Origin of the sequence: Lentzea sp. NPDC059081 (assembly GCF_042738015.1) — a bacterium.
Taxonomy (GTDB): Bacteria; Actinomycetota; Actinomycetes; order Mycobacteriales; family Pseudonocardiaceae; genus Lentzea.
This window is the reverse complement of sequence record NZ_JBHYGW010000001.1, coordinates 284,396-304,793: the sequence shown is the minus strand read 5'-3', so window position 1 is coordinate 304,793 and position 20,398 is coordinate 284,396. Positions and strand designations below refer to the sequence as shown.

Annotated in this window: 18 protein-coding genes and 1 pseudogene; 10 read left to right on the top strand and 9 right to left on the bottom strand. The window is 72.5% G+C overall.

Features of this window, described 5'->3' with window-relative positions; translation table 11 throughout:
- Window positions 1–8 precede the first annotated feature (8 nt).
- From ACFWV3_RS01480 to ACFWV3_RS01465, 4 genes are read right to left on the bottom strand one after another with little or no spacing between them, the layout of a single operon-like run.
- Window positions 9–896 carry an NmrA family NAD(P)-binding protein gene (locus ACFWV3_RS01480; protein WP_382406982.1) on the bottom strand — a complete coding sequence of 296 codons (888 nt, stop codon included), beginning with the start codon at window positions 894–896 and terminating at the stop codon, window positions 9–11.
- Window positions 893–1,393 carry a PaaI family thioesterase gene (locus ACFWV3_RS01475; protein ID WP_382406980.1) on the bottom strand — a complete coding sequence of 167 codons (501 nt, stop codon included), beginning with the start codon at window positions 1,391–1,393 and terminating at the stop codon, window positions 893–895. The genes ACFWV3_RS01480 and ACFWV3_RS01475 overlap by 4 nt, the downstream gene beginning before the upstream one ends.
- Window positions 1,390–2,280, bottom strand: a complete 891-nt coding sequence (locus ACFWV3_RS01470) for an NAD(P)H-binding protein (RefSeq protein WP_382406976.1) — start codon at window positions 2,278–2,280, stop codon at window positions 1,390–1,392. Before ACFWV3_RS01470 ends, ACFWV3_RS01475 begins: the two co-directional genes overlap by 4 nt.
- Complete coding sequence (locus ACFWV3_RS01465; protein ID WP_382406974.1) at window positions 2,277–2,576, bottom strand: putative quinol monooxygenase; 300 nt, start codon at window positions 2,574–2,576, stop codon at window positions 2,277–2,279. The genes ACFWV3_RS01470 and ACFWV3_RS01465 overlap by 4 nt, the downstream gene beginning before the upstream one ends.
- Window positions 2,577–2,662: 86 nt before the next feature.
- Here ACFWV3_RS01465 and ACFWV3_RS01460 point away from each other — a divergent pair, with 86 nt between their 5' ends.
- The 3 genes from ACFWV3_RS01460 to ACFWV3_RS01450 are packed head-to-tail and all read left to right on the top strand — an operon-like array spanning window position 2,663 to window position 4,189.
- Entirely contained in the window at window positions 2,663–3,166 is a 504-nt protein-coding gene (locus ACFWV3_RS01460) for a winged helix-turn-helix transcriptional regulator (protein ID WP_382406972.1), read from the top strand.
- Entirely contained in the window at window positions 3,163–3,828 is a 666-nt protein-coding gene (locus ACFWV3_RS01455; protein WP_382406970.1) for a GNAT family N-acetyltransferase, read from the top strand. The genes ACFWV3_RS01460 and ACFWV3_RS01455 overlap by 4 nt, the downstream gene beginning before the upstream one ends.
- Before the next feature lie 4 nt (window positions 3,829–3,832).
- Window positions 3,833–4,189, top strand: coding sequence for a 5-carboxymethyl-2-hydroxymuconate Delta-isomerase (locus ACFWV3_RS01450; protein ID WP_382406968.1), 357 nt, complete (start codon window positions 3,833–3,835; stop codon window positions 4,187–4,189).
- Window positions 4,190–4,217: 28 nt separating this feature from the next.
- On the opposite strand, the gene ACFWV3_RS01445 is transcribed toward ACFWV3_RS01450, so the two are convergent.
- A complete protein-coding gene (locus ACFWV3_RS01445) occupies window positions 4,218–5,066 on the bottom strand; it encodes an alpha/beta fold hydrolase (RefSeq protein WP_382406966.1) in 849 nt (282 codons plus the stop codon).
- Between the two features lie 178 nt (window positions 5,067–5,244).
- Here ACFWV3_RS01445 and ACFWV3_RS01440 point away from each other — a divergent pair, with 178 nt between their 5' ends.
- From ACFWV3_RS01440 to ACFWV3_RS01425, 4 genes and pseudogenes are all read left to right on the top strand, one after another.
- Window positions 5,245–7,611, top strand: a complete 2,367-nt coding sequence (locus ACFWV3_RS01440; RefSeq protein ID WP_382406964.1) for a type 2 lanthipeptide synthetase LanM family protein — start codon at window positions 5,245–5,247, stop codon at window positions 7,609–7,611.
- A gap of 23 nt (window positions 7,612–7,634) precedes the next feature.
- Complete coding sequence (locus ACFWV3_RS01435) at window positions 7,635–8,177, top strand: SMI1/KNR4 family protein (protein WP_382406962.1); 543 nt, start codon at window positions 7,635–7,637, stop codon at window positions 8,175–8,177.
- A 130-nt stretch (window positions 8,178–8,307) separates the two neighbouring features.
- Window positions 8,308–10,116: pseudogene (locus ACFWV3_RS01430) on the top strand (glycoside hydrolase family 3 protein); the annotation flags it as partial.
- A gap of 24 nt (window positions 10,117–10,140) precedes the next feature.
- Window positions 10,141–10,530 (top strand): carbohydrate-binding protein, encoded by a 390-nt coding sequence (locus ACFWV3_RS01425; RefSeq protein ID WP_382408124.1) that lies wholly within the window; start codon window positions 10,141–10,143, stop codon window positions 10,528–10,530.
- On the opposite strand, the gene ACFWV3_RS01420 is transcribed toward ACFWV3_RS01425, so the two are convergent.
- The 4 genes from ACFWV3_RS01420 to ACFWV3_RS01405 all read right to left on the bottom strand — a co-directional run bounded on the left by ACFWV3_RS01420 (window position 10,527) and on the right by ACFWV3_RS01405 (window position 14,636).
- Entirely contained in the window at window positions 10,527–11,600 is a 1,074-nt protein-coding gene (locus ACFWV3_RS01420) for a glycosyltransferase 87 family protein (RefSeq protein WP_382406960.1), read from the bottom strand. The two genes, ACFWV3_RS01425 and ACFWV3_RS01420, sit on opposite strands and share 4 nt — an antisense overlap.
- A gap of 107 nt (window positions 11,601–11,707) precedes the next feature.
- A complete protein-coding gene (locus tag ACFWV3_RS01415; RefSeq protein ID WP_382406958.1) occupies window positions 11,708–12,334 on the bottom strand; it encodes a response regulator in 627 nt (208 codons plus the stop codon).
- Window positions 12,331–13,341, bottom strand: a complete 1,011-nt coding sequence (locus tag ACFWV3_RS01410; RefSeq protein WP_382406956.1) for a sensor histidine kinase — start codon at window positions 13,339–13,341, stop codon at window positions 12,331–12,333. Before ACFWV3_RS01410 ends, ACFWV3_RS01415 begins: the two co-directional genes overlap by 4 nt.
- 68 nt (window positions 13,342–13,409) lie before the next feature.
- Window positions 13,410–14,636, bottom strand: a complete 1,227-nt coding sequence (locus ACFWV3_RS01405; RefSeq protein ID WP_382406954.1) for an aspartate aminotransferase family protein — start codon at window positions 14,634–14,636, stop codon at window positions 13,410–13,412.
- Window positions 14,637–14,713: 77 nt separating this feature from the next.
- Between ACFWV3_RS01405 and ACFWV3_RS01400 the strand changes: the two genes are divergently transcribed.
- From ACFWV3_RS01400 to ACFWV3_RS01390, 3 genes are all read left to right on the top strand, one after another.
- Entirely contained in the window at window positions 14,714–15,583 is an 870-nt protein-coding gene (locus ACFWV3_RS01400) for a LysR substrate-binding domain-containing protein (protein WP_382406952.1), read from the top strand.
- A 573-nt stretch (window positions 15,584–16,156) separates the two neighbouring features.
- A complete protein-coding gene (locus ACFWV3_RS01395; RefSeq protein ID WP_382406950.1) occupies window positions 16,157–17,161 on the top strand; it encodes an LLM class flavin-dependent oxidoreductase in 1,005 nt (334 codons plus the stop codon).
- Window positions 17,162–17,261: 100 nt separating this feature from the next.
- On the top strand, window positions 17,262–20,398 hold a 3,137-nt coding region (locus ACFWV3_RS01390; protein WP_382406948.1), incomplete at its 3' end, for a BTAD domain-containing putative transcriptional regulator.

Sequence of the window (20,398 nt, the reverse complement as noted above, 5' to 3'; positions counted from 1 at the left end):
CCGCCGGGTCAGCGGCTCGCGCGGACGAACTCCCGGAACGTCGTCGGCTCCCGGCCGATCAACCGCCGCAACGCCACCGGGTCGGCGCCGCGGGCCGGCCCGTTCCGCGCGACCACCGCGGCCACGGCGGTGATGTGCGCGGCCATCTCCGGGTTGACGACGTCGACCACGTCGGACAGTCCGACGAGCTCGCGCCGCCACTCCTCCTCGGACACCGGCGTGAACTCCACCGGCCTGCCCAGCTCCTCGGTGAGGATCGCCGCGATGTCGTGGTGCGTCAGCTCTTCCACGCCCGGCGGGGAGCAGATCGGGCCGTCGAACCTCCCCGGGTCCAGCAGCGCGGCCACCGCGAGCTCGCCGGCGTCCCGGCCGTTGATCCACGCGACCGGACCGTCGCCGAAGCAGTTGCGGATCACGCCCTCCTCCTCGACCGACCTCCCGTGCAGGGCGGGTACGTTCTCGTGGAACGCCGCCGCGACCCGCAGGACGAGCAGGTCGAGCCCTGCCCAGCGCAGGACCTCCTCGGCGAGCCACTGGTCGCGGCCGCGGGCGCTGGGGTGGTGCGGCTGCGCCGGTCCCATCGACATCACGACCGTGCGCGGCGAGACCTCCGCCTCCCGCACAGCGGCGGCGTAGTTCGCGGCGGCCGGGACGACACCGGCGTCGATCGGGTAGGTGAGGTACACCTGGCCGACGCCTGCCAGCGCGGGCACGATGCCGCGCCGGTCCCGCAGGTCGCCGAGCACCACCTCGGCGCCCAGTGCCTCCAGCGCTTCGGTGCGCTCGCCGCGGGTGCGGGCCAGCACGCGGACGTCGTGCCCCTCCTCGCGCAGCCGCCGCACGACGTGGGCGCCGGTACCGCCGTGCCGGCCGGTGGCGCCGGTGACGAGGATCAACCCCGCTCCTTCCGCTGGACCAGGCAGGTGCTCGACGCGGTGGCGAGCAGGCGGCCGTCGCGGTCGGTGAGGCGCGCCTCGGCGAGCGCGGTCCGGCGGCCCTGGTGTGCCACGGTTCCCGTGCAGGTGACGGTGCCGGTGTCCGTCGTGATCGGACGGAGGAAGCGCACGGCCAGGTCGAGGCTCGTGTAGCCGGTGCCCGCTTCGAGCAGCGAGTGGACCGCGCAGCCGGCGGCCGAGTCCAGCAGGGTCGCGAAGACCCCGCCGTGCACCGAGCCGATCGGGTTGTAGTGGTGCTCCCCGGGGTCCAGCTCGAAGACGACCTCGCCCTTCTCCGCGGACACGAGCCGAGCGCCCAGCAGCGCGGCGACGGGCGGGGGCGGCACCTCGCCCGCGGCGACGGCCCGCAGGAAGTCCAGGCCGTCGCGTTCCCGCGCCACCGCGGCGGTCGCCCGTGGGTCGCTCCAGCTCACGGTGCGCGTGCGTGGTTCGGTCATGACACCCCTTCGCCGTCGAAAGCGGACTTGTTGGCGAGCACGAACTCTTCGACCGACGTCGGCGCGCGGCCGGTGATGGTCTCGACGACGTCGTTCGTCCCGGCGAAGACGCCGTTGCGGTAGTCGACCGCGATGTGCCCCAGGTGCTGGACGAGGTGCGGCGGGAAGCCGCGGTCCACCAGGGTGGCGGAGAACTCCTCCACGCTGATCGGCTCGTAGTGCACGGGGATCCCGAGGACGCCCGAGATGGCGCCCGCGATCTCGTGGTGGTTCATCTCGACCGGGCCGTGCAGGGCGTAGGCGGCGCGGTCGTGCGGTTCGGGATCGTGCAGCAGCGCGGCGATCACGCGCGACTGGTCCGCCGCCGTGATCGGGGCGTGCCGGCCGTCGCCGAACGGCAGCCGCAGGTGCCCTTCGCCGTCGTGGCGGTCCCACCACGTCGTCAGCCACTCCGCGAACAGCGTCGGCCGCAGGTGGGTGGTCAGCAGCCCGGTCCGGTCCAGCAGCCGTTCGGCCAGCCAGTGCTGCCGGGCGGCGTGGCTGCGCGCCTCGCGGCGGGCCGAGATCTGCGACATGGCCACCACCGACCGCACGCCCGCCTCCGTGGCGGCCTGCGCGAAGTGGACGGTCGCGTCGAGCAGGCCCTCGCGGATCGGGTAGCAGAAGTACGCGCCGGACACGCCCCGCACGAGCCGCGTCACGTCGTCGAGGTCGAGCAGGTCGGCCACGACGACCTCGGCACCGGCCGCGGCCAGCCGCCGGGACCGCTCGTCCTCCCGGCGGACGGCGGCGCGGACGCGGTGTCCCCTGTCCAGCAGGGCCTCGACGGCGCCCGTGCCGGTCTTGCCGGCGGCCGCGGTGACCAGGAAGAGCCGGTCGTCCGTCATGCCGCACCTCCGACGAGGGTGCCCTTCATGAGCCACGTCGGTCCCTCGGCGTACTCGGTGGCCTCGGCGAAGAAGGCGCCGAAGTACGGGCCGGTCGCGTGCGCGGTGAACGCGTCGAGGTCGGCGTAGACCTCGTTGAGGTAGAAGAGGTCCGGGTCCTGCTCGTCGGCGATGACCTCGAACCGCAGCGAGCCCGGCTCGTGCGCGAGGGACTCGCGGGCGGTCCGGCGGGCCACCCGCACGAAGTCGTCGCGGCGCTCCGGCCGGACGGTGAAGGACACGAGGAACTGGTACACGGCAGCAACCCTTCCGATGCGAGTTCATTCATTGAACCAGACGGACCGTAGCACGCCAGTTCAATGAATGAACTACAGTGGTCGCCATGGCACTGCCCAGCACCTACGCGGACCGCAACTGCTCGCTCGCCCGAGCGCTGGAGATCGTCGGCGAGCGGTGGACGTTGCTGATCGTGCGCGACGCCTTCTTCGGGGTCCGCCGGTTCGGCGACTTCGCCACCCAGCTCGGCATCCCGCGCGCCGTCCTGACCACCCGGCTGAGGTTCCTCGTGCAGGAGGGGGTGCTGGAGCACGTCGACGGCGAGTACCAGCTCACGCCCAAGGGCCTGGAGCTGCTGCCGATCATGCGGGCGATGATGGTCTGGGGCGACGCGCACTACTCGCCCGACGGCCCCAAGCGCACGTTCCGGCACGACGCCGACGACGGCCTGATCAACCGCGAGGGCCGGTGCCGCGTGTGCGGCGAGTCCGTCGCGGTGCCCGACATCCGCACCGAACCCGGCCCCGGTTTCGTCCCCGCCGACGGCACCCCCGACCCCGTCTCCGCGCAGCTCACCACGCCGCGCCGGCTCCTGGAGCCGCTGGCATGAGCGTGCTGGACAACGTGGTCCGCTCGGCGCTGACCGGACCGCACGCGCACTTCGCCGAGCGGAAGGGCGGAGCGCTGCGCTACCAGCCCGACGTGTCGCCGTTCACCGCCCTGCCCGACGACCCCACCGACGCGGACTGGGCCGACCTCGCAGCCCTGACGCCCAGGGCCGCGCTGTCCCGCCCGGCCGAGCCGCCGCGGGGCTGGCACGTCGAGGTCGAGGTCCCGTTGCTGCAGTACGTCGACGACGGGATCGCTGCCGCGCCCGACGAGGAGGCGGTCCGCCTGACCGCCGCGGACGTGCCGGAGATGATCGCGCTCACCGAGCTCACCAAGCCGGGCCCGTTCCTGGCGCGCACCGTCGAGATGGGGACCTACCTGGGCGTCAAGCGCGACGGGCGGCTGGTGGCGATGGCGGGCGAACGACTGCGCGTGCCCGGCTTCACCGAGGTCAGCGCCGTCTGCACGCACCCGGACGCCGCCGGGCAACGCCTCGGCACGCGGTTGCTGCTCGCGGTGGCGCACGGCATCCGGGAGCGCGGCGAGACGCCGTTCCTGCACGTGCTCGAGTCCAACACCGGCGCGGTCCGGCTCTACGAGAAGCTCGGGTTCCGGCTGCGGCGGCGCAGCGAGCTGCTGGTCGTGACGCCGCCGGTAGCGTGAGGTCATGCCACAGATCACCGTCGAGTACTCCGCCGAGCTGGCCGAGGGGTTCGACCGCCGCGGCTTCGCGCTGGCCGTGCACCACGCCCTCGCACCACTGGTCAGCTCCGAGGTCGGCGACTTCAAGACGCGCTTCCGGACGATCGAGGAGAGCGTGATCGGCGACGGCGCGCCCGCGGCCATGGTGCACGTGCGGGTCGGGCTGCTGACCGGGCGGCCCGTCGAGCTCAAGCAGGAGGTGGGGCGGGTGACGATCGGCCTCGTGCGGGAGCACCTCAAGCCCGTCGAGGGCCTGCCGACGAAGCTCACGCTGGAGGTCTACGACCTCGACCGCGCGCCGTACCAGAAGCTCGCGATCTAACGATCGAAGAACTCGACAAGCGCGGCCGCTACCTCCTCAGGCCGTTCCTCGGGCAGGTAGTGGTCGCACGGCAGAGCCCGGCCGCGCACGTCGCGGGCATATCCCCGCTACACGTCGAGGACGTCGTAGTGGCGGCCCACGAAGCTGTGCTCGCCCCACAACGCGAGCAACGGCGCTTGCCCTCGCTGTCGTGCTCCAGGTCGATGCCGGCCGCCGCGCGGTAGTCCGAACAGGACGCGGCGATCGCGGCCGGGTCGGAGAAGCAGCGGACGTACTCCTCGACGGCGGCCGGGTCGAACGCCGTCCCGCCGTGGTGGCGGGCGTTCATCCTGGTGGTGACCCAGAACCGCGGGTCGGCGCCGATGAGGTGCTCCGGGATGCCGTCGCCCGCGGCCAGGAAGAACCAGTGGAAGTAGCTCAGGCCGAAGTCCTCGTCCGCGTGCTCGAACGTGTGGCGGGTCGGCACGATGTCCAGCACCGCCACCGCCTCCACGGCCTCCGGCGCGTCCAGGGCCAGCCGGTGCCCGACCCGGCCGCCGCGGTCGTGGCCCGCCACCGCGAACCGGTCGAACCCCAGTGCCCGCATGACGAGCAGCTGGTCGCGGGCCATCGCGCGCTTGGAGTACTCGGCGTCGTCCTGGCCGGGCACGGGTTTGTCGCTGTCGCCGTAGCCGCGCAGGTCCGCGGCGACGACCGTGTGGTGTTCGGCCAGGAGCGGCGCCACGTGATGCCAGATCACGTGAGTCTGCGGGTAGCCGTGCAGGAGCAGGACCGGCGGCCCGGCTCCTCCTACCGCACAACGGATGCGCACGCCGTCGGCGTCGATCATGTGGTGGTCGAACGGCACCTTGCCGGCGTCGAACCGGTAGCCGACCATACGTCCGATCTCACCACCTTTGGGGACGAGACGCCCGAGACCGGGGCGCGACCTGCTCGAACGAGTCGGCGAACACGTCCGGCTTCGACCGGTTGGGGCCTTATGCAGTGGGCGAATCACGAGCGGGACGGGACGCTGTCACGCTGTTGTCATGCAGGCCGGCCGTCGTGTCACACCCTTGCCCACCGACGTGTTCGCGCGCGTCGTCACCCCGTGGGTGGACGCGGCCAGAGCCGACCTGCGGAAAGGGCTCTCCTCCTTGCCCGACACCGCAGTCACGTCGTCCGCTCTGGTCGACGCCTGCGCCGAACGCCTCACGTCGCGCCTCACCCGGCTCGCGGCGCCGGTCCTGGTGCACGAGCTCTCGCGCGCGACCGGTCTGCTGGGCGAGAACGGGCACGAGCGGTTCGAGCACTTCCTGGCCCGGCGCCACTTCGGGCCCTACCCCGTGCTCGTGCGGGAGCTGGACGCCGAGCGCGACACCACCGTCGAGGTGGTCGTGGAGATCGCCACCCGGTACGCGGCCGACCAGGAACGCCTGAGCGGGACGGTGCTCGGCGCCAAGGCCGCGCTCGTCGACGTCGAACCTCGCGGCGACCGGCACCAGGGCGGCCGCGCAACCTCGGTGCTGTGGCTGGCGGACGGTCAGCGCGTGGTCTACAAGCCGCGCGGTGTCGACGCGCACCTGGCGCTGGCGCGGGTGGTCGAGCTGGTGAACCACCTGGTGGACCTCGACCTCGCGACGGTGGGGGCCGTCGCCGGTGACGACCACGGCTGGACGGAGTTCGTCGAGCCCGCTCCCCTGCCGACCGGGGACGCCGGCCCGTACTTCCGGCGGCTGGGCGGGCTGCTGGCGGTGCTGCACCTGGTGCGCGCCACCGACATGCACCACGAGAACCTGATCACGCGCGCCGACCAGCCGTTGCTCATCGACGTGGAAACCCTGTTCCGGCCAGGACTTCCCGGCACGCCGGCCGATCCCGCGGCCGTCGCGCTCGACCGGTCGGTGGCGCGGACCGGCATCCTGCCCGCCCTCGCCGGCCGGCACGGCCTCGTCGACCTCTCCGCGGTGGGCGGCGACGCGGGCCAGCAGACCTCCGGCACCACCACGCACTGGCTCGACACCGGCACCGACGCCATGCGCGCGGTGCTGAGACCGGAGCACACACCCGGCGCCGCCAACCGCCCGACGTGGCGCGGACGTCCGGTCGAGGCCGCCGCTCACACGGACGCGGTGCTGGCCGGGTTCCGCCAGACCTACGACGCGATCGGCTTCCACCGCGAGGAGTTCGCCCGCGTGCTGACCACGTGCGGCGCGCTGCCGGTGCGGATCGTGCCCCGCCCGGCCGCCCGTTATGCCCAGCTCCTCGCCACCGCCCGCCGCCCGGCGATGATGCGCGACGCGGACACCAGGTTCGAGACGCTCGAGCACGCGTGCGCCGCGTTGCTGCCCGCACTGGCCCCGGCGGAGGCCGCCGAGCTCGACGCGGGCGACGTGCCGCTGTTCACCGCCCGCGCGGACGGCCGCGACCTGGAGTCGGCCAGGGGCAGGCTGCCCGGCGTGCTCGCCACGTCCGGCCTGGAGGACGCGCTGACGTGCCTGGCCGCCTTCGACGAGGCCGACCGCGCCGACCAGGAGTGGGTGATCGCCGCGTCCCTGGCCACCCGCCTGCCCGCCACGATCGGTGTCGTCCGGAACCGGCAGGCCTGGGCGACCGACGACGTGCTCTCGACGACGTGCGCCATCGCCGACCGGATCATCGCGCTGGGCTGCGGCACCGGCCGGGTCAACTGGATCGGCCTGGAACCGGCCGGCGGCGCCCGGTGGCTGGTGCTGCCGATGGGGCCGGGCCTCGCGCACGGCTACCCGGGCGTGGCGCTGTTCCTGGCGCAGCTCGGCCGGATCACCGGCGACCACCGCTACACCGGCGTCGCGCGCCGGGCCCTGACCGACGTGCCCGAGTTCCTGGCGGCCTTGCAGGACAACGACGAGCTGATCGCCGAGGTGGGTTCCGGCGGTCTGACCGGCTTCGCGGGCATCGGCTACGCGCTGGCCAGGATCGCGCGGCTGCTGGACGACGAGCAGGTCGCCCGGTGGGCCCGCACCACCGTCCGCCTGGCCGATCTGGCGGCCGAGGTCGCCGCGCCCGAGCACGGTCTGGCGTCGGCCATGCGCGCACTGGACGCCGAGGTGGGCAGCTCCTACGCCCGCGAGCTGGCCGAGCACTTCCCGGACGGCCCCACCGGTCCCGTGCAGTGGTGCCCGCACGGCGCGTCCGCGTGGACCGACGAGGACCTCTCGCTGTGCCACGGCAAGCTCGGCCACGCGGACGTGTCGGTCGACGGCTGGTCCGCGGCGACCCGGCACCGCCGCACGGACGAGGTGCTGGCCGAGCTCGGCCGCCACGGGCCGAGGTGCGTCACGCCGGGCCAGGTGCCGACGCCGGGCCTGCTCAGCGGGCTCGCCGGGCTCGGGATGGGCCTGCTGCGGCTGGGGTTCCCGGACCGCACGCCCTCGGTCCTGCGTTTCGACCCGGCGAACTGACCGGGGTCGCGTACCTTGCGCGGGTGGAGATCACCGACGACCGCGCCTTCCCCGCCGCGCTCACCGCGCTGAGCGGCATCGACTTCCCGTGGGAGTACGACGAGGAGGCCGACGAGGCCTCGCCCGGCAACATGGACTACGAGCCCTACCAGGAGTTCGACTCCGCAGAGGAGACGGCGGACTGGATCCGGTCGTGGACCGGCAACAAGGAGCTCGACGGCGCCGAGTTCCGGGTGTTCGGGCAGGACGGGACCGGCGGGCTGGCGGCGTTGTGGCTGGTGCGACCGCGGCCGTTGGCCGCGCAGCCGGTGGTGTTCTTCGGCTCCGAGGGCGAGGTCGGGGTCGTGGCGACGAGCCTGGGCGAGTACCTGTGGCTGCTGGCCGGCGGGATCGGGCCGCTGGAGGCCGTGGAGTACGGGGCGGACGGCGGGGTGCCGCACGCGGAGTTGCGCGCGGTCGCCGAGAAGCACTCCGGGATCGAGCCGCGCACGCCGGCGGAGGTGCTCGCGGCGGCGCGGGCGGAGTTCCCGGACTTCGCCGAGACCGTGCAGTCCTGGTGCCGATGACGCCGTAGGGGGAACCGGTCCCGATACCGGTTCCCCTTTGGTCTACACCACTTTCCCGACGCGGGCTACGCTCGGCGAACCCTGTTGTGCCGCAAGGTGAACAGGACCTCGTCCTGCGGAGGTCTGCTCCATGAGAAAGCTCCTCGCGGCCGTGCTCCTGCTGACGGCCGCCGCAGTTCCCACCGGTGCCGCCGCGGCGGCCGACCCGATCTACAAAGACCCGTCGCAGCCTGTCCCGGCCCGGGTCGCGGACCTGCTGAGCCGCATGTCGCTCGACGAGAAGGTCGGGCAGATGACGCAGGCCGAGCGCAACGCGGTCAGCAACGCCGACCTGGTCACCTACCGCATCGGGTCGCTGCTGTCCGGCGGCGGGTCGGCGCCCTCGCCCAACAACGCCACGTCGTGGGCGAGCATGTACGACGGCTTCCAGCAGGCCGCATTGTCCACGCCGCTGGGCATCCCGATGATCTACGGCGTGGACGCCGTGCACGGGCACAACAACGTCGTCGGCGCCACGATCTTCCCGCACAACATCGGCCTCGGCGCGGCGCACGACCCGGCGCTGGTGCAGCGGATCGGCCGCGCCACGGCGGAGGAGGTGTCGGGCACCGGCATCGACTGGGACTTCGCGCCGTGCCTGTGCGTCGCGCGCAACGACCGCTGGGGCCGCACCTACGAGTCGTTCGGCGAGACGCCGGAGAACGCGACGTCGATGGCCACGATGATCACCGGTCTGCAGGGGTCGAAGCTCTCCGACTCCGGTTCCGTCCTCGCCACCGCCAAGCACTACATCGGCGACGGTGGCACGACCGACGGCGACGACCAGGGCGACACCCAGCTCACCGAGGCCGAGCTGCGGGCGGTCCACCTGCCGCCGTTCCGCGAGGCCGTGGCCCGCGGCGTCGGCTCGGTGATGATCACCTACAGCAGCTGGAACGGCACGAAGCTGCACGGCCACCAGTACCTGATCACCGACGTGCTCAAGGGCGAGCTGGGCTTCGGCGGTCTCGTCGTGTCGGACTGGAACGCGATCGACCAGATCGACGGCCAGCCCGGCTTCACCGCCGCCGAGGTGCGCGCGTCGATCAACGCCGGCCTCGACATGATCATGGTGCCGACCGAGTGGCGCTCGTTCATCACGCTGCTCAAGGCCGAGGTGCTGGCGGGCCGGGTGCCGATGTCGCGCATCGACGACGCCAACCGCCGCATCCTGACCAAGAAGTTCGAGCTGGGCCTGTTCGAGAAGCCTCTGACGGACCGCTCGTACACCTCGACCGTCGGCAACGCGGCGCACCGGGCGCTGGCACGTGAGGCGGTGCAGAAGTCGCAGGTGCTGCTGAAGAACCAGAACGGCGTCCTGCCGCTGTCCAAGACCTCGTCGAAGCTGTTCGTGGCGGGCAAGAGCGCGGACGACATCGGATACCAGAGCGGCGGCTGGACCATCTCGTGGCAGGGCGGCAGCGGCGCCGTGACGCCCGGAACCACGGTGCTGCAGGGCATCCGCTCCGCCGTCTCGTCGTCCACCACGGTGACCTACAACCGCAACGGCACGGGCATCGACGGCACCTACCAGGCGGCCATCGCGGTCGTCGGCGAGACGCCGTACACCGAGGGCGCGGGCGACCGGCCCGGCGGCATGGGCCTGGACGCCGAGGACCTGGCGACCCTGAGCACCCTGCGCGCCACCGGTGTCCCGGTCGTCGTCGTGCTCGTCTCCGGCCGCCCGCTGGACATCGCGGCCCAGCTCTCCGGCTGGCACGCGCTCGTCGCCGCCTGGCTGCCCGGCACCGAGGGCAACGGCGTGGCGGACGTGCTCTTCGGCGACTACAAGCCGACCGGCACGCTCCCGTTCACCTGGATGCAGAGCGCCTCGCAGCAGCCGATCAACGTCGGCGACGGCAAGACGCCGCTGTTCCCGTACGGCTTCGGCACGCAGTTCCCGGCCACGCAGAACCCGTACAACATCATCGGTGCCTCCTACTACGACGAGCAGCGCGGCACACAGGTCGAGCGGTGCACCGACTCGGGCTGCGGGCAGAACGTCGGCTACCTGACGCCGGGCGACTACGTGGCCTACGCGGACGTCGACTTCGGCGCCACGCCACCGACCTCGGTGACCACGCGGCTCGCCTCCGGGTCGACGGCGAACGGCACGCTGCAGTACCGGCTGGACAGTCCGACCGGTCCGCTGGTCGCCACCGTGTCGGCGGCGGGCACCGGCGGCTGGCAGACGTGGACCAGCCGGACCGCTGCGGCAAGTGGTGCGACAGGCGTGCACCGGCTGTACCTGGTGGCGACCGGCGGCAGCGGAGGCGACCTGGCGAACGTGAACTGGTTCCAGTTCGCCCGTTAGGCCGGTGGTGGAACGGGGATCCGGGCGGGAGCCCCGTTCCACCACCTCTGCCCCACCCGCACGGCGCACCAGCCGAGGAACGCGAGCGCCAGCCACACGTACGTGTTGCCGACGACGTGCTGCCACCAGGTCCACTCCAGCTCCCGGTCCCCCGCCGTCGGCAGCAGCCAGTGCGGGCCGACGGCGAACACCGCCGCCACCGCGATGCGCACCTTGCCGCGCAGCAGCACCAACGCCGGCGCGATCCACACCCAGTGGTGCGACCAGGACACCGGCGAGACCAGCAACCCGGCCGCGGCGGTCGCCACCAGTGCCGTCAGGTCGTCACGCAGCCGGGGCAGCACCACGACCGTCAGCGCGAGCACGACGGCCACCGCGACGAACCACACGGGCTCGGGTGCGCCGAGCCGGACCAGCAAGCCGCGCAACGACTGGTTGGAGCCGTAGGCGAGGCCGCCGACGCGTCCGGGGTCCAGCATCGCGTGCAGCCAGAACCCCTCGGCCTGCCCCGGCGCGAGCAGGCCGCACACCGTGAACGTGGCCACCGCGGTCAGTGCGGGCTTCCACCGGCCGCGGCACAGGAAGAACAGCACGAAGACCGCCGGCGTCAGCTTGATCGCGGCGGCCAGACCGACGAGCAGCCCGCGCGGCCAGAACGGGCGCGGCAGCAGGCAGTCGGCGGCGACCAGGCCGAGCAGCACCAGGTTGACCTGCCCCAGGTCGAGAGTGACGCGCAGGGGTTCGAGCAGCAGGCACAGCGCGATCACGCCGTACCCCGCCCACGTGCGCGCCGCGGCCGTGAAGAGGCCGATGCCCACCACCGTGAACAGCAGTGCCGCCACAGCCAGTGGCACCACCGTCAGAACGCTGAACAGCATCGCGGCGAACGGCGGGTAGGTGAACGGCAGACCTCGGTAGCCGTGGAAGTCCGCCGTGTACAGGTCGGTGCCCGCCAGCCAGGCCTCGCCACCCGCGAGGTAGACGCGGAGGTCGATCACGCCGGTGCCGGAGCTCCGCGCGACGACCCACACCAGCAGCACGGCAACCGTTGCGCCCCAGAGGTTTCTCACAGTGCGCAACACTGCTGCGGACCGGGCTGCCGCCAGATCGGCCGGACGGCACGAAGATCATGGCCACCAGGACAGCCGCGGCGGTGCGTCTGGCCGGACGGCCGTGGTCATCCGGCCACCACGTGCGCGCGGAACGCCCACGCGACGATCTCGACCCGGTTGCGCGCCCCGACCTTGGCCTGCACCGACGCCAGGTAGGCCTTCACCGACGACACGGACACCTTCAGCGCGGCCGCGATCTCGTTGTTGCTCAACCCTTTCGCGACGAGCCGCACGACCTCCAGCTCACGGTCGGTCAACGCGGCGGCGTCCGCGGAGGCGACCGGTGGGGTCGACCGGCGCAGCACCCGCAGCACCACCTGGGGAGACACCAGCACGTCGCCGCGTGCCGCCGACCGCACGGCCTCCGCCAGCAGTCCGGGGCTCGCGTCCTTCGTGAGGAACCCGCACGCGCCGAGGTCCAGCGCCTTGTTCAGCACCTCGTCGCTGTCGAACGTCGTCACGACCACGACACGGGTGTGCGGCGCGAGCCGCCGGGTGACCTCCAGGCCGTCGAGGCCCGGCATCCGCACGTCCACCAGGCACACCTGCGGCTCCAGCGACCGGGCGCGCTCGACCGCGCTGATCCCGTCCGGCACGTCGGCCACCACGCTGATGTCGGGCTGCGCCTCCAGGATCAGCCGGAACCCGGCGCGCACCATGTCCTGGTCCTCGGCGATGAGCACGGAGATCACGCGCGCACCTCCCGCGGCAGCTCGGCGGTGACGAGCCAGCCCTCCCCGGTGGCACCGGCGAAGAACCGCCCGCCCAGCTCGTGCGCCCGTTCCCGCATGCCCACCAGGCCGAAGCCTCCGGAGTGCGAGGGCCGCGCCCTGCCGTTGTCCACAACGGACAGCAGCACGGCGTCCGCGGTCAGCCGCACGTCCACCTCCACGCTCGTCGCGTCGAAGGCGTGCTTGCGGGCGTTGGTCAGCGCCTCCTGCACGATCCGCAGGACCGACCGGCCGAGCTCCGGCCGCACGTCCGACGACAGCTCGATGCTCGCCCGCACCGGCAGACCGGACTTCGCCACGAGCTCGCGCAGGTCCGCGGCGAGGTCGGCGGTGGCGGTCGCGGTCCCGTTGTCCCGCAACGTCCTGACCATCGCGCTCATCGTCTCCAACGCGTCCGTCCCGCCCGCCACGATGCCCGGGAGCATCGCGCAGGCCTGGTCCTTGTCCTGCTCCGCCACAACGAGCGCGGCCTGCGCCTGCACCAGCATCCCGGTGACGTGGTGCGCCACCACGTCGTGCAGCTCGCGGGCCATGTCGAGGCGTTCGTCGCGCCGGGCCCGTTCCTCCGCGGCCGCCGCCAGCGCCACCCGCGACCGCGCCCGCACCCGGACCAGCAGTCCGGCGGCGGCCACGACGAGGCACAACGTCGCCATCAGCAGCATGACGTAGGAGCGGGTGAACGGCGTGGTGAGGCGGTGGAACCCGGCGTGTTCGAGGACGAGCACGAGGGCCAGGAGCGACGGCACCGCCACGATCGCCGGTGAGCGCCTGGCGTGCAGGAACACGAGAACGAGCACGGCCACGGTCTCCACGACCGTGTAGGCCGGGTCGTCGAACGGCGTGACGCCCACGCCCTGACCGCCGAGGAACAGCGACCGGTCGAAACCGGCGACCCTCCCGGTGGCCGCGACGACGACGGCGCACGCGACGACGGTGGCGATGATCAACGGACTGCGGCGTTCCCCCACTCGACCGATCGTAGGAGCGCGACCGGCCTCCTGCCTCGACCGCCCGGCCGAGGCGGATGGCCAAGTGGTCAGGCGGCGGCGATCGCCTCGTCCAGGATGCCGAGCCCCAGCGCCAGCTCCTCCTCCGTCGCGGTCAGCGGCGGCGCGATCCGGAACACCCCGCCCATCCCCGGGATCTGCACGATGTTCATGTGCAGCCCGAGCTCCAGGCACTTCCGGGTGATCGGCGCGGACAGCGACTCGTCCGCGATCTCCAGCCCGACGAGCAACCCGCGGCCGCGCACGTCCGACACCAGCGAGTGGCGGCCGGCGATGTCCTCCAGCCCGGTGCGCAGGAAGGTGCCGAGCTTGGCCGCGCGCTCGTCCAGCCGTTCCTCGGCCAGCACGTCGAGCACCGTGTTGCCGACCGCGGCGACGAGCGGGTCCGACACGTGCGTGGTGAAGAACAGGTAGCCGCGGGCGTGCGCCTCCTCCTCGATCTCCGCCGAGGTGACGATCGCGGCCAGCGGCAGGCCGGCGCCGAGGGTCTTCGACAGGGTCAGGATGTCCGGGACCACGCCGTCGCGCTCGAACGCGTACCACGTGCCGGTGCGGCACAGGCCGGTCTGCGCCTCGTCGAAGACGAGCAGCATCCCGCGCTCGCGGCACTTCCGCTGCAACGCCGCGAAGTAGCCGATCGGCGGTTCGAGGATGCCACCGGACGACAGGATCGGCTCGACGATGCAGGCCGCCAGCGAGCCCACCGACTGCGCGTCGATCATCTCGAACGCCAGGTCGAGCTGGGCCTGCCAGTCGCCGGCCGGCGCGGGGATCGCGAAGTTGCCCGGCACGCCGGGCCCGTAGCCCTTGCGGCCAGCGCTGTAGGTCGCCGACGCCGCGGCGCCGGTCATGCCGTGCCACGAGCGGGCGAACGCCACCACCTCGTGCTTGCCGGTGACGAGCTTGGCCATGCGCAGCGCGGCCTCGTTCGACTCGGCGCCGGTCGTCAGCAGCTGGACCTTGGACAACGACGGCGGCAGCGTCTCGGCCAGCCGCCGGGCGAGATCGACGACCGGGCGGCTGAGCATGCCGCTGAACAGGTGGTCGAGGTTCGCGATCTGCCGCTGCACGGTCTCGACGATGCGCGGGTGCGAGTGGCCGAGGATGGCGCTCATCTGGCCGGACGTGAAGTCCAGGACCCGGCGGCCGTCCTCGGTGAACAGGAAGCTCCCCGACGCGCTGTCGATGATCTCGCGCGTGAACGTCCCGCCGTAGCGGACCAGGTGGCGGTCGACGTCGTCCCAGAAGGTGTCCATGTCCTCGAAGCTAGGACCCGCCGAGCGTCAGGTCCATCTCACAATGCCACGCTCGCTGTTCGGAAATACTGCACAGCATGACGCTGAACCCGTGGAGGCTGCGCCTGCTCAGCCAGCTCGACGCGCTGGGCACCGTGCGGGCCGTGGCGCAGGCCGCGAACCTGAGCGCGTCGAGCGTGTCGCAGCAGCTCGCGGTGCTGGAGACCGAGACGCGCACGCAGCTGATCGAACGAACCGGGCGGCGCGTCCGGCTCACGTCGGCCGGGCTGATCCTCGCCAGGCGCGCGCGGTCGATCCTCGACCAGATGGAGGCGGTCGAGGCCGAGCTGCGCGGCCTGAACGACGAGCCGTCCGGACGCATCCGGCTGGGCGCGTTCCAGAGCTCGGTCCACACGCTCGCCGTGCCCGCCATCCAGTCGCTCGACCACCCGCACCTCGACGTGGAGATCGTCGAGCTCGAACCGCACGCCAGCATGCCCGCACTGCTCGCGGGCGAGGTCGACGTGATCATCACGACCACCGACTTCGTCGAGCTCCCGGTCCCGAGGGACATCGACGTCGTGCCCCTGGGCGAGGACCCGATCGTGCTGCTCTCGCCACCGGGCCACCCCAAGAACGACCTGGCGGCCTGCGCCGACGAGCCGTGGGCGTTCGACGTGCCCGGCTCCTACATGGCGGCCCTCGCGACGCGCCTGTGCCGGCAGGCCGGGTTCGAGCCCAGGGTGGTCGGCCGGTTCAGCAACTACATGCTGACGCTCCAGCACGTCGAGGCCGGTCTGGCGGTCGCCGTGCTGCCCGCGCTGGCCGTGGACCGGCGGTTCGACGTCGTGACGAAGGAGCTGCCGGTGACTCGGAGGATCACGGCCGCGGTGCGGCGGGACTCTCGTGCGGCGATCACGGTCGTGCTCGATGCGTTGCACACGCGGTCGCAGTGGGACGAGAGGTGATCGGTGCTGTTCCAGAGCCCGGCCAGGGGCCCACGGGCGGGCCACTGGTGAGTTTTCGACGCGACTGGGCGCGGGCGAGCGCTGGCGTACGCGATGCCGAAGGCGAGCCGGAACAACCACCGCACTTTCAAGCGATGCCGAAGGCGAGCAGTGCAGACCTTGCCCAGATGGGTAGCGGTGCACCCACTCGTGGTTTTGCGATTGGGGCTTGACTTTGGGTGCGAGGTGCTACCCCTTGATGGGATCGGCCGGGTGCGAAGCATCCGGCCTTTTCCGGCCGACTGAGCGCCTCGCAAGGGCCCCGAAGTCAAGCCCCAATCGCAATCGTCGCGGAGCGGCGATGAACCCAGTCTTTCGTCCGAGGTGCACGCCCACGCTGGAACAGGCACGGAACCACCAAAGGCAACCACGCTGGAACTCGCACACCCACCACCGCTGGAACCCGACCGCACTGGCGACCACGCTGGAACTCGCACGGCTCAACGCGACCGCACTGAACCCCGGTTCCACCATCTGGACATAGTTGAGACGTCACCTAAACTCGGCACCGAAGTCTCGACCGAGGAGGGGTCCGTGCCGCGGAAGTCAGTGCCGTTGCGGAAGCTGGGTTTTCTCACCATCGGGCTGTTCGACGAGAACGACCCCGGTGCGGGCCACCGGTCCACGCTGGACGTCATCGCGCTGGGCGAGGACCTCGGGTTCGACAGCGCCTGGGTGCGGCACCGGCACCTGCAGTTCGGCATCTCGTCCCCGGTCGCCGTCCTGGCCGCCGCCAGCCAGCGGACCAGCAGGATCGCGCTCGGCACCGCCGTCATCCCGCTCGGCTGGGAGAACCCGCTGCGCCTGGCGGAGGACCTCGCCACGGTCGACGTGCTGTCCGGCGGGCGGCTGAACCCCGGCGTCAGCGTCGGGCCGCCGATCCACTGGGACGACGTGAAGGGCGCTCTCTACCCGGAGACCGCCGACGTCGAGAACTTCAGCTACGACCGGGTGCAGCGGCTGCTGGACTTCATCGGCGGCGAGAAGGTCGCGTCGTTCAGCGGTGTCGAGGGCATCGAGGTGTGGTCGGACCGGGTCCAGCCGCACGCGGCGGGCCTGCGCGAACGCATGTGGTACGGCGGCGGCAGCGTGCGCTCGGCCACCTGGGCCGGGCAGCACGGGATGAACCTGCTGACCAGCAACGTGATCCAGGCCGAGCAGACCGAGGACTTCGCCGAGTCGCAGCTGGCGAACATCCAGGCGTTCCGCGAGGCGGGCGGCGGGCGCGTGTCGCAGGGCCTGGTCGTGATCCCCACCGACTCGGCCACGCCGGAGCAGCGCGCGAAGTACCAGGCCTACGTGGACCACCGCACGCCGCGCATCGCCGCACCGATCGGGCCGCGGCGGATGATGTTCGCGCGCGACATCATCGGCACCTCCGCGGAGATCGCCGAGCAGTTGTACGCGCACCTCGGGTTCCAGGAGGTCGACGAGGTGGCGTTCGCGCTGCCATTCAGCTTCGAGCACGCGGACTACGTGCAGATCCTGACGGACATCGCGACGAAGCTGGGGCCGGAGCTGGGGTGGCGACCGGCCTGACCGGCTGGTCGCGCCGCCGGTGACCGGCCGCACCCGTGGTTCCCGCCACCGGCGGCGCGTTCCGGTCTGATCGTCTCTCGCGATCTGGGAAACTGGACCCGTGCGCGTGGCATTGCTGGGTCCGACGGTCGTGGAGACCGACGAGGGCACACCGGTCGACATCGGTGGTGCCCGCGTCCGCATGCTCCTGGCCCGCCTCGCGCTCGACCCCGGCCGGCCCGTGCCGACCGGGACGCTGATCGACGACCTGTGGGGTGCGCAGCCGCCCGCGGACGCGTCGAACGCGCTGCAGTCGCTGGTGTCGCGGCTGCGCAAGGTCTGTCCCGTGGCGCTCGAGCCCGGCGGCTACCGGCTCGGGATCTCCGCCGAGGACGTCGACGTGTTCCGGTTCGAACGGTTGCGGGCCGCCGGGCGGCTCGACGAGGCGCTCGCGTTGTGGCGGGGTGAGGCGCTCGCCGACGTGCGGGAGGCGCCGTTCGCCGACGTCGCGGCGGCGCGGTGGGACGAGGCGCGGCTCGCGGCCGAGGAGGACCGGTTCCGGACCGGGGAGCTGGACGTCGCCGCGCTCACCGCGATGCACGAGAAGCACCCGTTGCGGGAGCGGCTGGCCGGGTTGCTGATGCGGGCGTTGTGCGCGCAGGGCAGGCAGTCCGACGCGTTGCACGTCTACGCCGAGGTGCGGGGACGGCTCGCCGACGAGCTGGGTGTGGATCCGTCGCAGGAGCTGCAGGACGTGCACCTCGCGGCGTTGCGCGGCGAGCTCGGGCCGCGGCCGGTGGTGGACCGGCTGCCGGTGCGGCTCACGAGCTTCGTCGGGCGGGACGACGAGCTGGCGGAGATCGGCGGGCTGCTCGGGCAGGCGCGGCTCGTGACGCTGGTCGGGCCGGGTGGTGCCGGCAAGACGCGGCTCGCCACCGAGGTCGCGGCACGGCATCCGCTGCACGGCAAGGGCCGGGTGTGGTTCGCGGCGCTGGCCGGCATCCGGGCCGCCGAGGACCTGGCCGGTGCGGTGCTCAGCGCGTTCGAGGTGACGTTCACCGGCGACCCGATGCGGCGGGCGAGTGAGGGCATGAACCGCATCGCCGAGGTGCTCGGCGCCGGGGAGTCGTTGCTGGTGCTGGACAACTGCGAGCACCTCATCGGCGCGGCGGCCGAGTTCACGACCGAGCTGCTGCGCCGCATCCCGAACCTCCGCGTGCTCGCGACCAGCAGGGAACCCCTCGCGATCGACGGCGAGTCGTTGTGCCCGATCGGCCCGCTCGCCGTGCCGAACGGCCAGGCGGACGTGTCCGGGTTCGGCGCCGTGCGGCTGTTCCTCGACCGGGCGATCGCGGTGAAGCCGGGGTTCCGGCTCGACGAGTCCACTGTGGACGACGTGAAGCTGATCTGCCGCAGGCTCGACGGCATGCCGCTCGCGCTGGAGCTGGCGGCGGCGCGGCTGCGGTCGATGACGGTCCGGCAGATCACCCAGCGCCTCGACGACCGGTTCCGGCTGCTCACCTCGGGCAGCCGCACGGCACTGCCGCGGCAGCGGACGTTGCGCGCGGTCGTCGAGTGGAGCTGGGACCTGCTGACCGAGGAGGAGCTGCGGCTCGCCCGCCGGCTCGCGGTGTTCCCCGCCGGCGCCGACCTGGCCGCGATCGAGGCGGTCTGCCTGCCGGACGCGTTGTACGTGCTCACGTCGCTGGTCGAGAAGTCCATCGTGGACGTCATCGAGATCGAGGGCGAGCCGCGCTACCGGATGCTGGAGACGATCCGCGTCTACGCCGACGAGCAGCTCGACGCCTCCGGCGAGAAGGCCGAGGTCCTGGGCCGGTTCCGGCGCTACTACCGCGACCTCACCGAGCGGTGGGAGCCGCTCACCCGCACCGCTCGGCAGATCGAGGCGATCGAGGTCTACGAGGCGGAGCAGGACAACATCATCGCGGCGTTGCGCGGGGCGGTCGACGACGACGAGATCGAGCTCGCGGCCGACCTGCTCGGCGGCGTGTTCTGGTACTGGCTGGTCAAGGGCGACAACGAACGCGCCGAGGTGTCGGTGCGCGACGTGCTGGCGTTCGGCGACCGGCTGCCGGTCGACCGCCACTCGACGTTCCGGGCGATGCAGCTGATCATGGCCGCGGTGCCCGGCGTCACGGACCGGCAGGAGGCGGCCGCCGTCATCGAGGACTGCGTCGCGTCCGGCGCGGTGGAGAAGTACCCGTCGCTCGCGATCGCGTTGCCGATGCTCGCGTTCCTCAGCCAGAACCACGAGCTGGGGCGGCGCGAGGTGAAGCGGGCGGCGGAGAGCGGCGACCCGTGGGCACGGGCGGGCGCGGAGTGGGCGTTGAGCTTCATGCTCGTCGAGGACGGTGACCTCGACGGCGCCGAACAGGCCCGCGACCGCGCGTACGACCAGTTCGCGGCCATCGGCGACCGGTGGGGCTCGGCGATGACGCTCGGCATGAAGGCCGCGTTCGTCTCGCACACCGGCGACAACCAGGCGGCGATCGACCTCTACGAACGGGGTCTCGCGGTGGCGACGGAGCTGCGGTCGCAGGACGACGCCGTGCAGCAGCGCTGGCGGCTCGCCGTGGAGTACTCGCGGATGGGCGACCACGCGGCGGCCGAGCGCGAGATCGCCGCGGCGGAGCAGTTCGTCCGCGACATCGGCAACGACCAGCTGTCGATCATGCTCGACTACGCGAAGGCCGAGGTCGTGCTGCGCGCGGGCCGGGTCGCGGAGGCCCGTGCGCTGAGCACCTCGTTCAAGGAACGCGCGACGGCGGCGTCGACGCTCGGGTCGTTCGTCGCGGAATGGGCGTCGACGCTCGACGCGCGCGTCTCGATGGCCGAGGGCAGGTTGGCCGAGGCCGCGGCGTTCGTGGCGGTGGCGATCGGGACGACGGCGGACCGCGCGGACATGCCGGACCTGGCGGGCGTGACCGAGCTGCTCGCGATCATCCGCGACGCGCAGGGCAGGGACGACGCGACCGCGCGATTGCTCGCCTGCGCCCACGTCATCCGCGGCCGGCTCGACATGGGCGACCCGGACGTGCGGCGGCTGGTCGCCCGGTTCGGCGAGCCGGAGCGTCCCGCGCTCACCAAGCCCGAGGCGGTGGAGCAGGTGCGCGGGGGGGGGGGGGGGAGGTGGTGGCTGCTTCTCCCTGCAGGCGCACAGATCCCACGCGAGGGCGGGCGGGGCCAACCGAGCGCGGGAGAGGGAACACGACCACATCGGAACCCCAACGTAGGAGC

Excerpts from the sequence above, each read along its gene's own strand:
- ACFWV3_RS01475 (WP_382406980.1), bottom strand. The coding sequence starts at position 1,393 with ATGACCGAACCACGCACGCGCACCGTGAGCTGGAGCGACCCACGGGCG.
- ACFWV3_RS01470 (WP_382406976.1), bottom strand. The coding sequence starts at position 2,280 with ATGACGGACGACCGGCTCTTCCTGGTCACCGCGGCCGCCGGCAAGACC.
- ACFWV3_RS01460 (WP_382406972.1), top strand. The coding sequence starts at position 2,663 with ATGGCACTGCCCAGCACCTACGCGGACCGCAACTGCTCGCTCGCCCGA.
- ACFWV3_RS01455 (WP_382406970.1), top strand. The coding sequence starts at position 3,163 with ATGAGCGTGCTGGACAACGTGGTCCGCTCGGCGCTGACCGGACCGCAC.
- ACFWV3_RS01450 (WP_382406968.1), top strand. The coding sequence starts at position 3,833 with ATGCCACAGATCACCGTCGAGTACTCCGCCGAGCTGGCCGAGGGGTTC.
- ACFWV3_RS01445 (WP_382406966.1), bottom strand. The coding sequence starts at position 5,066 with ATGGTCGGCTACCGGTTCGACGCCGGCAAGGTGCCGTTCGACCACCAC.
- ACFWV3_RS01405 (WP_382406954.1), bottom strand. The coding sequence starts at position 14,636 with ATGGACACCTTCTGGGACGACGTCGACCGCCACCTGGTCCGCTACGGC.
- ACFWV3_RS01400 (WP_382406952.1), top strand. The coding sequence starts at position 14,714 with ATGACGCTGAACCCGTGGAGGCTGCGCCTGCTCAGCCAGCTCGACGCG.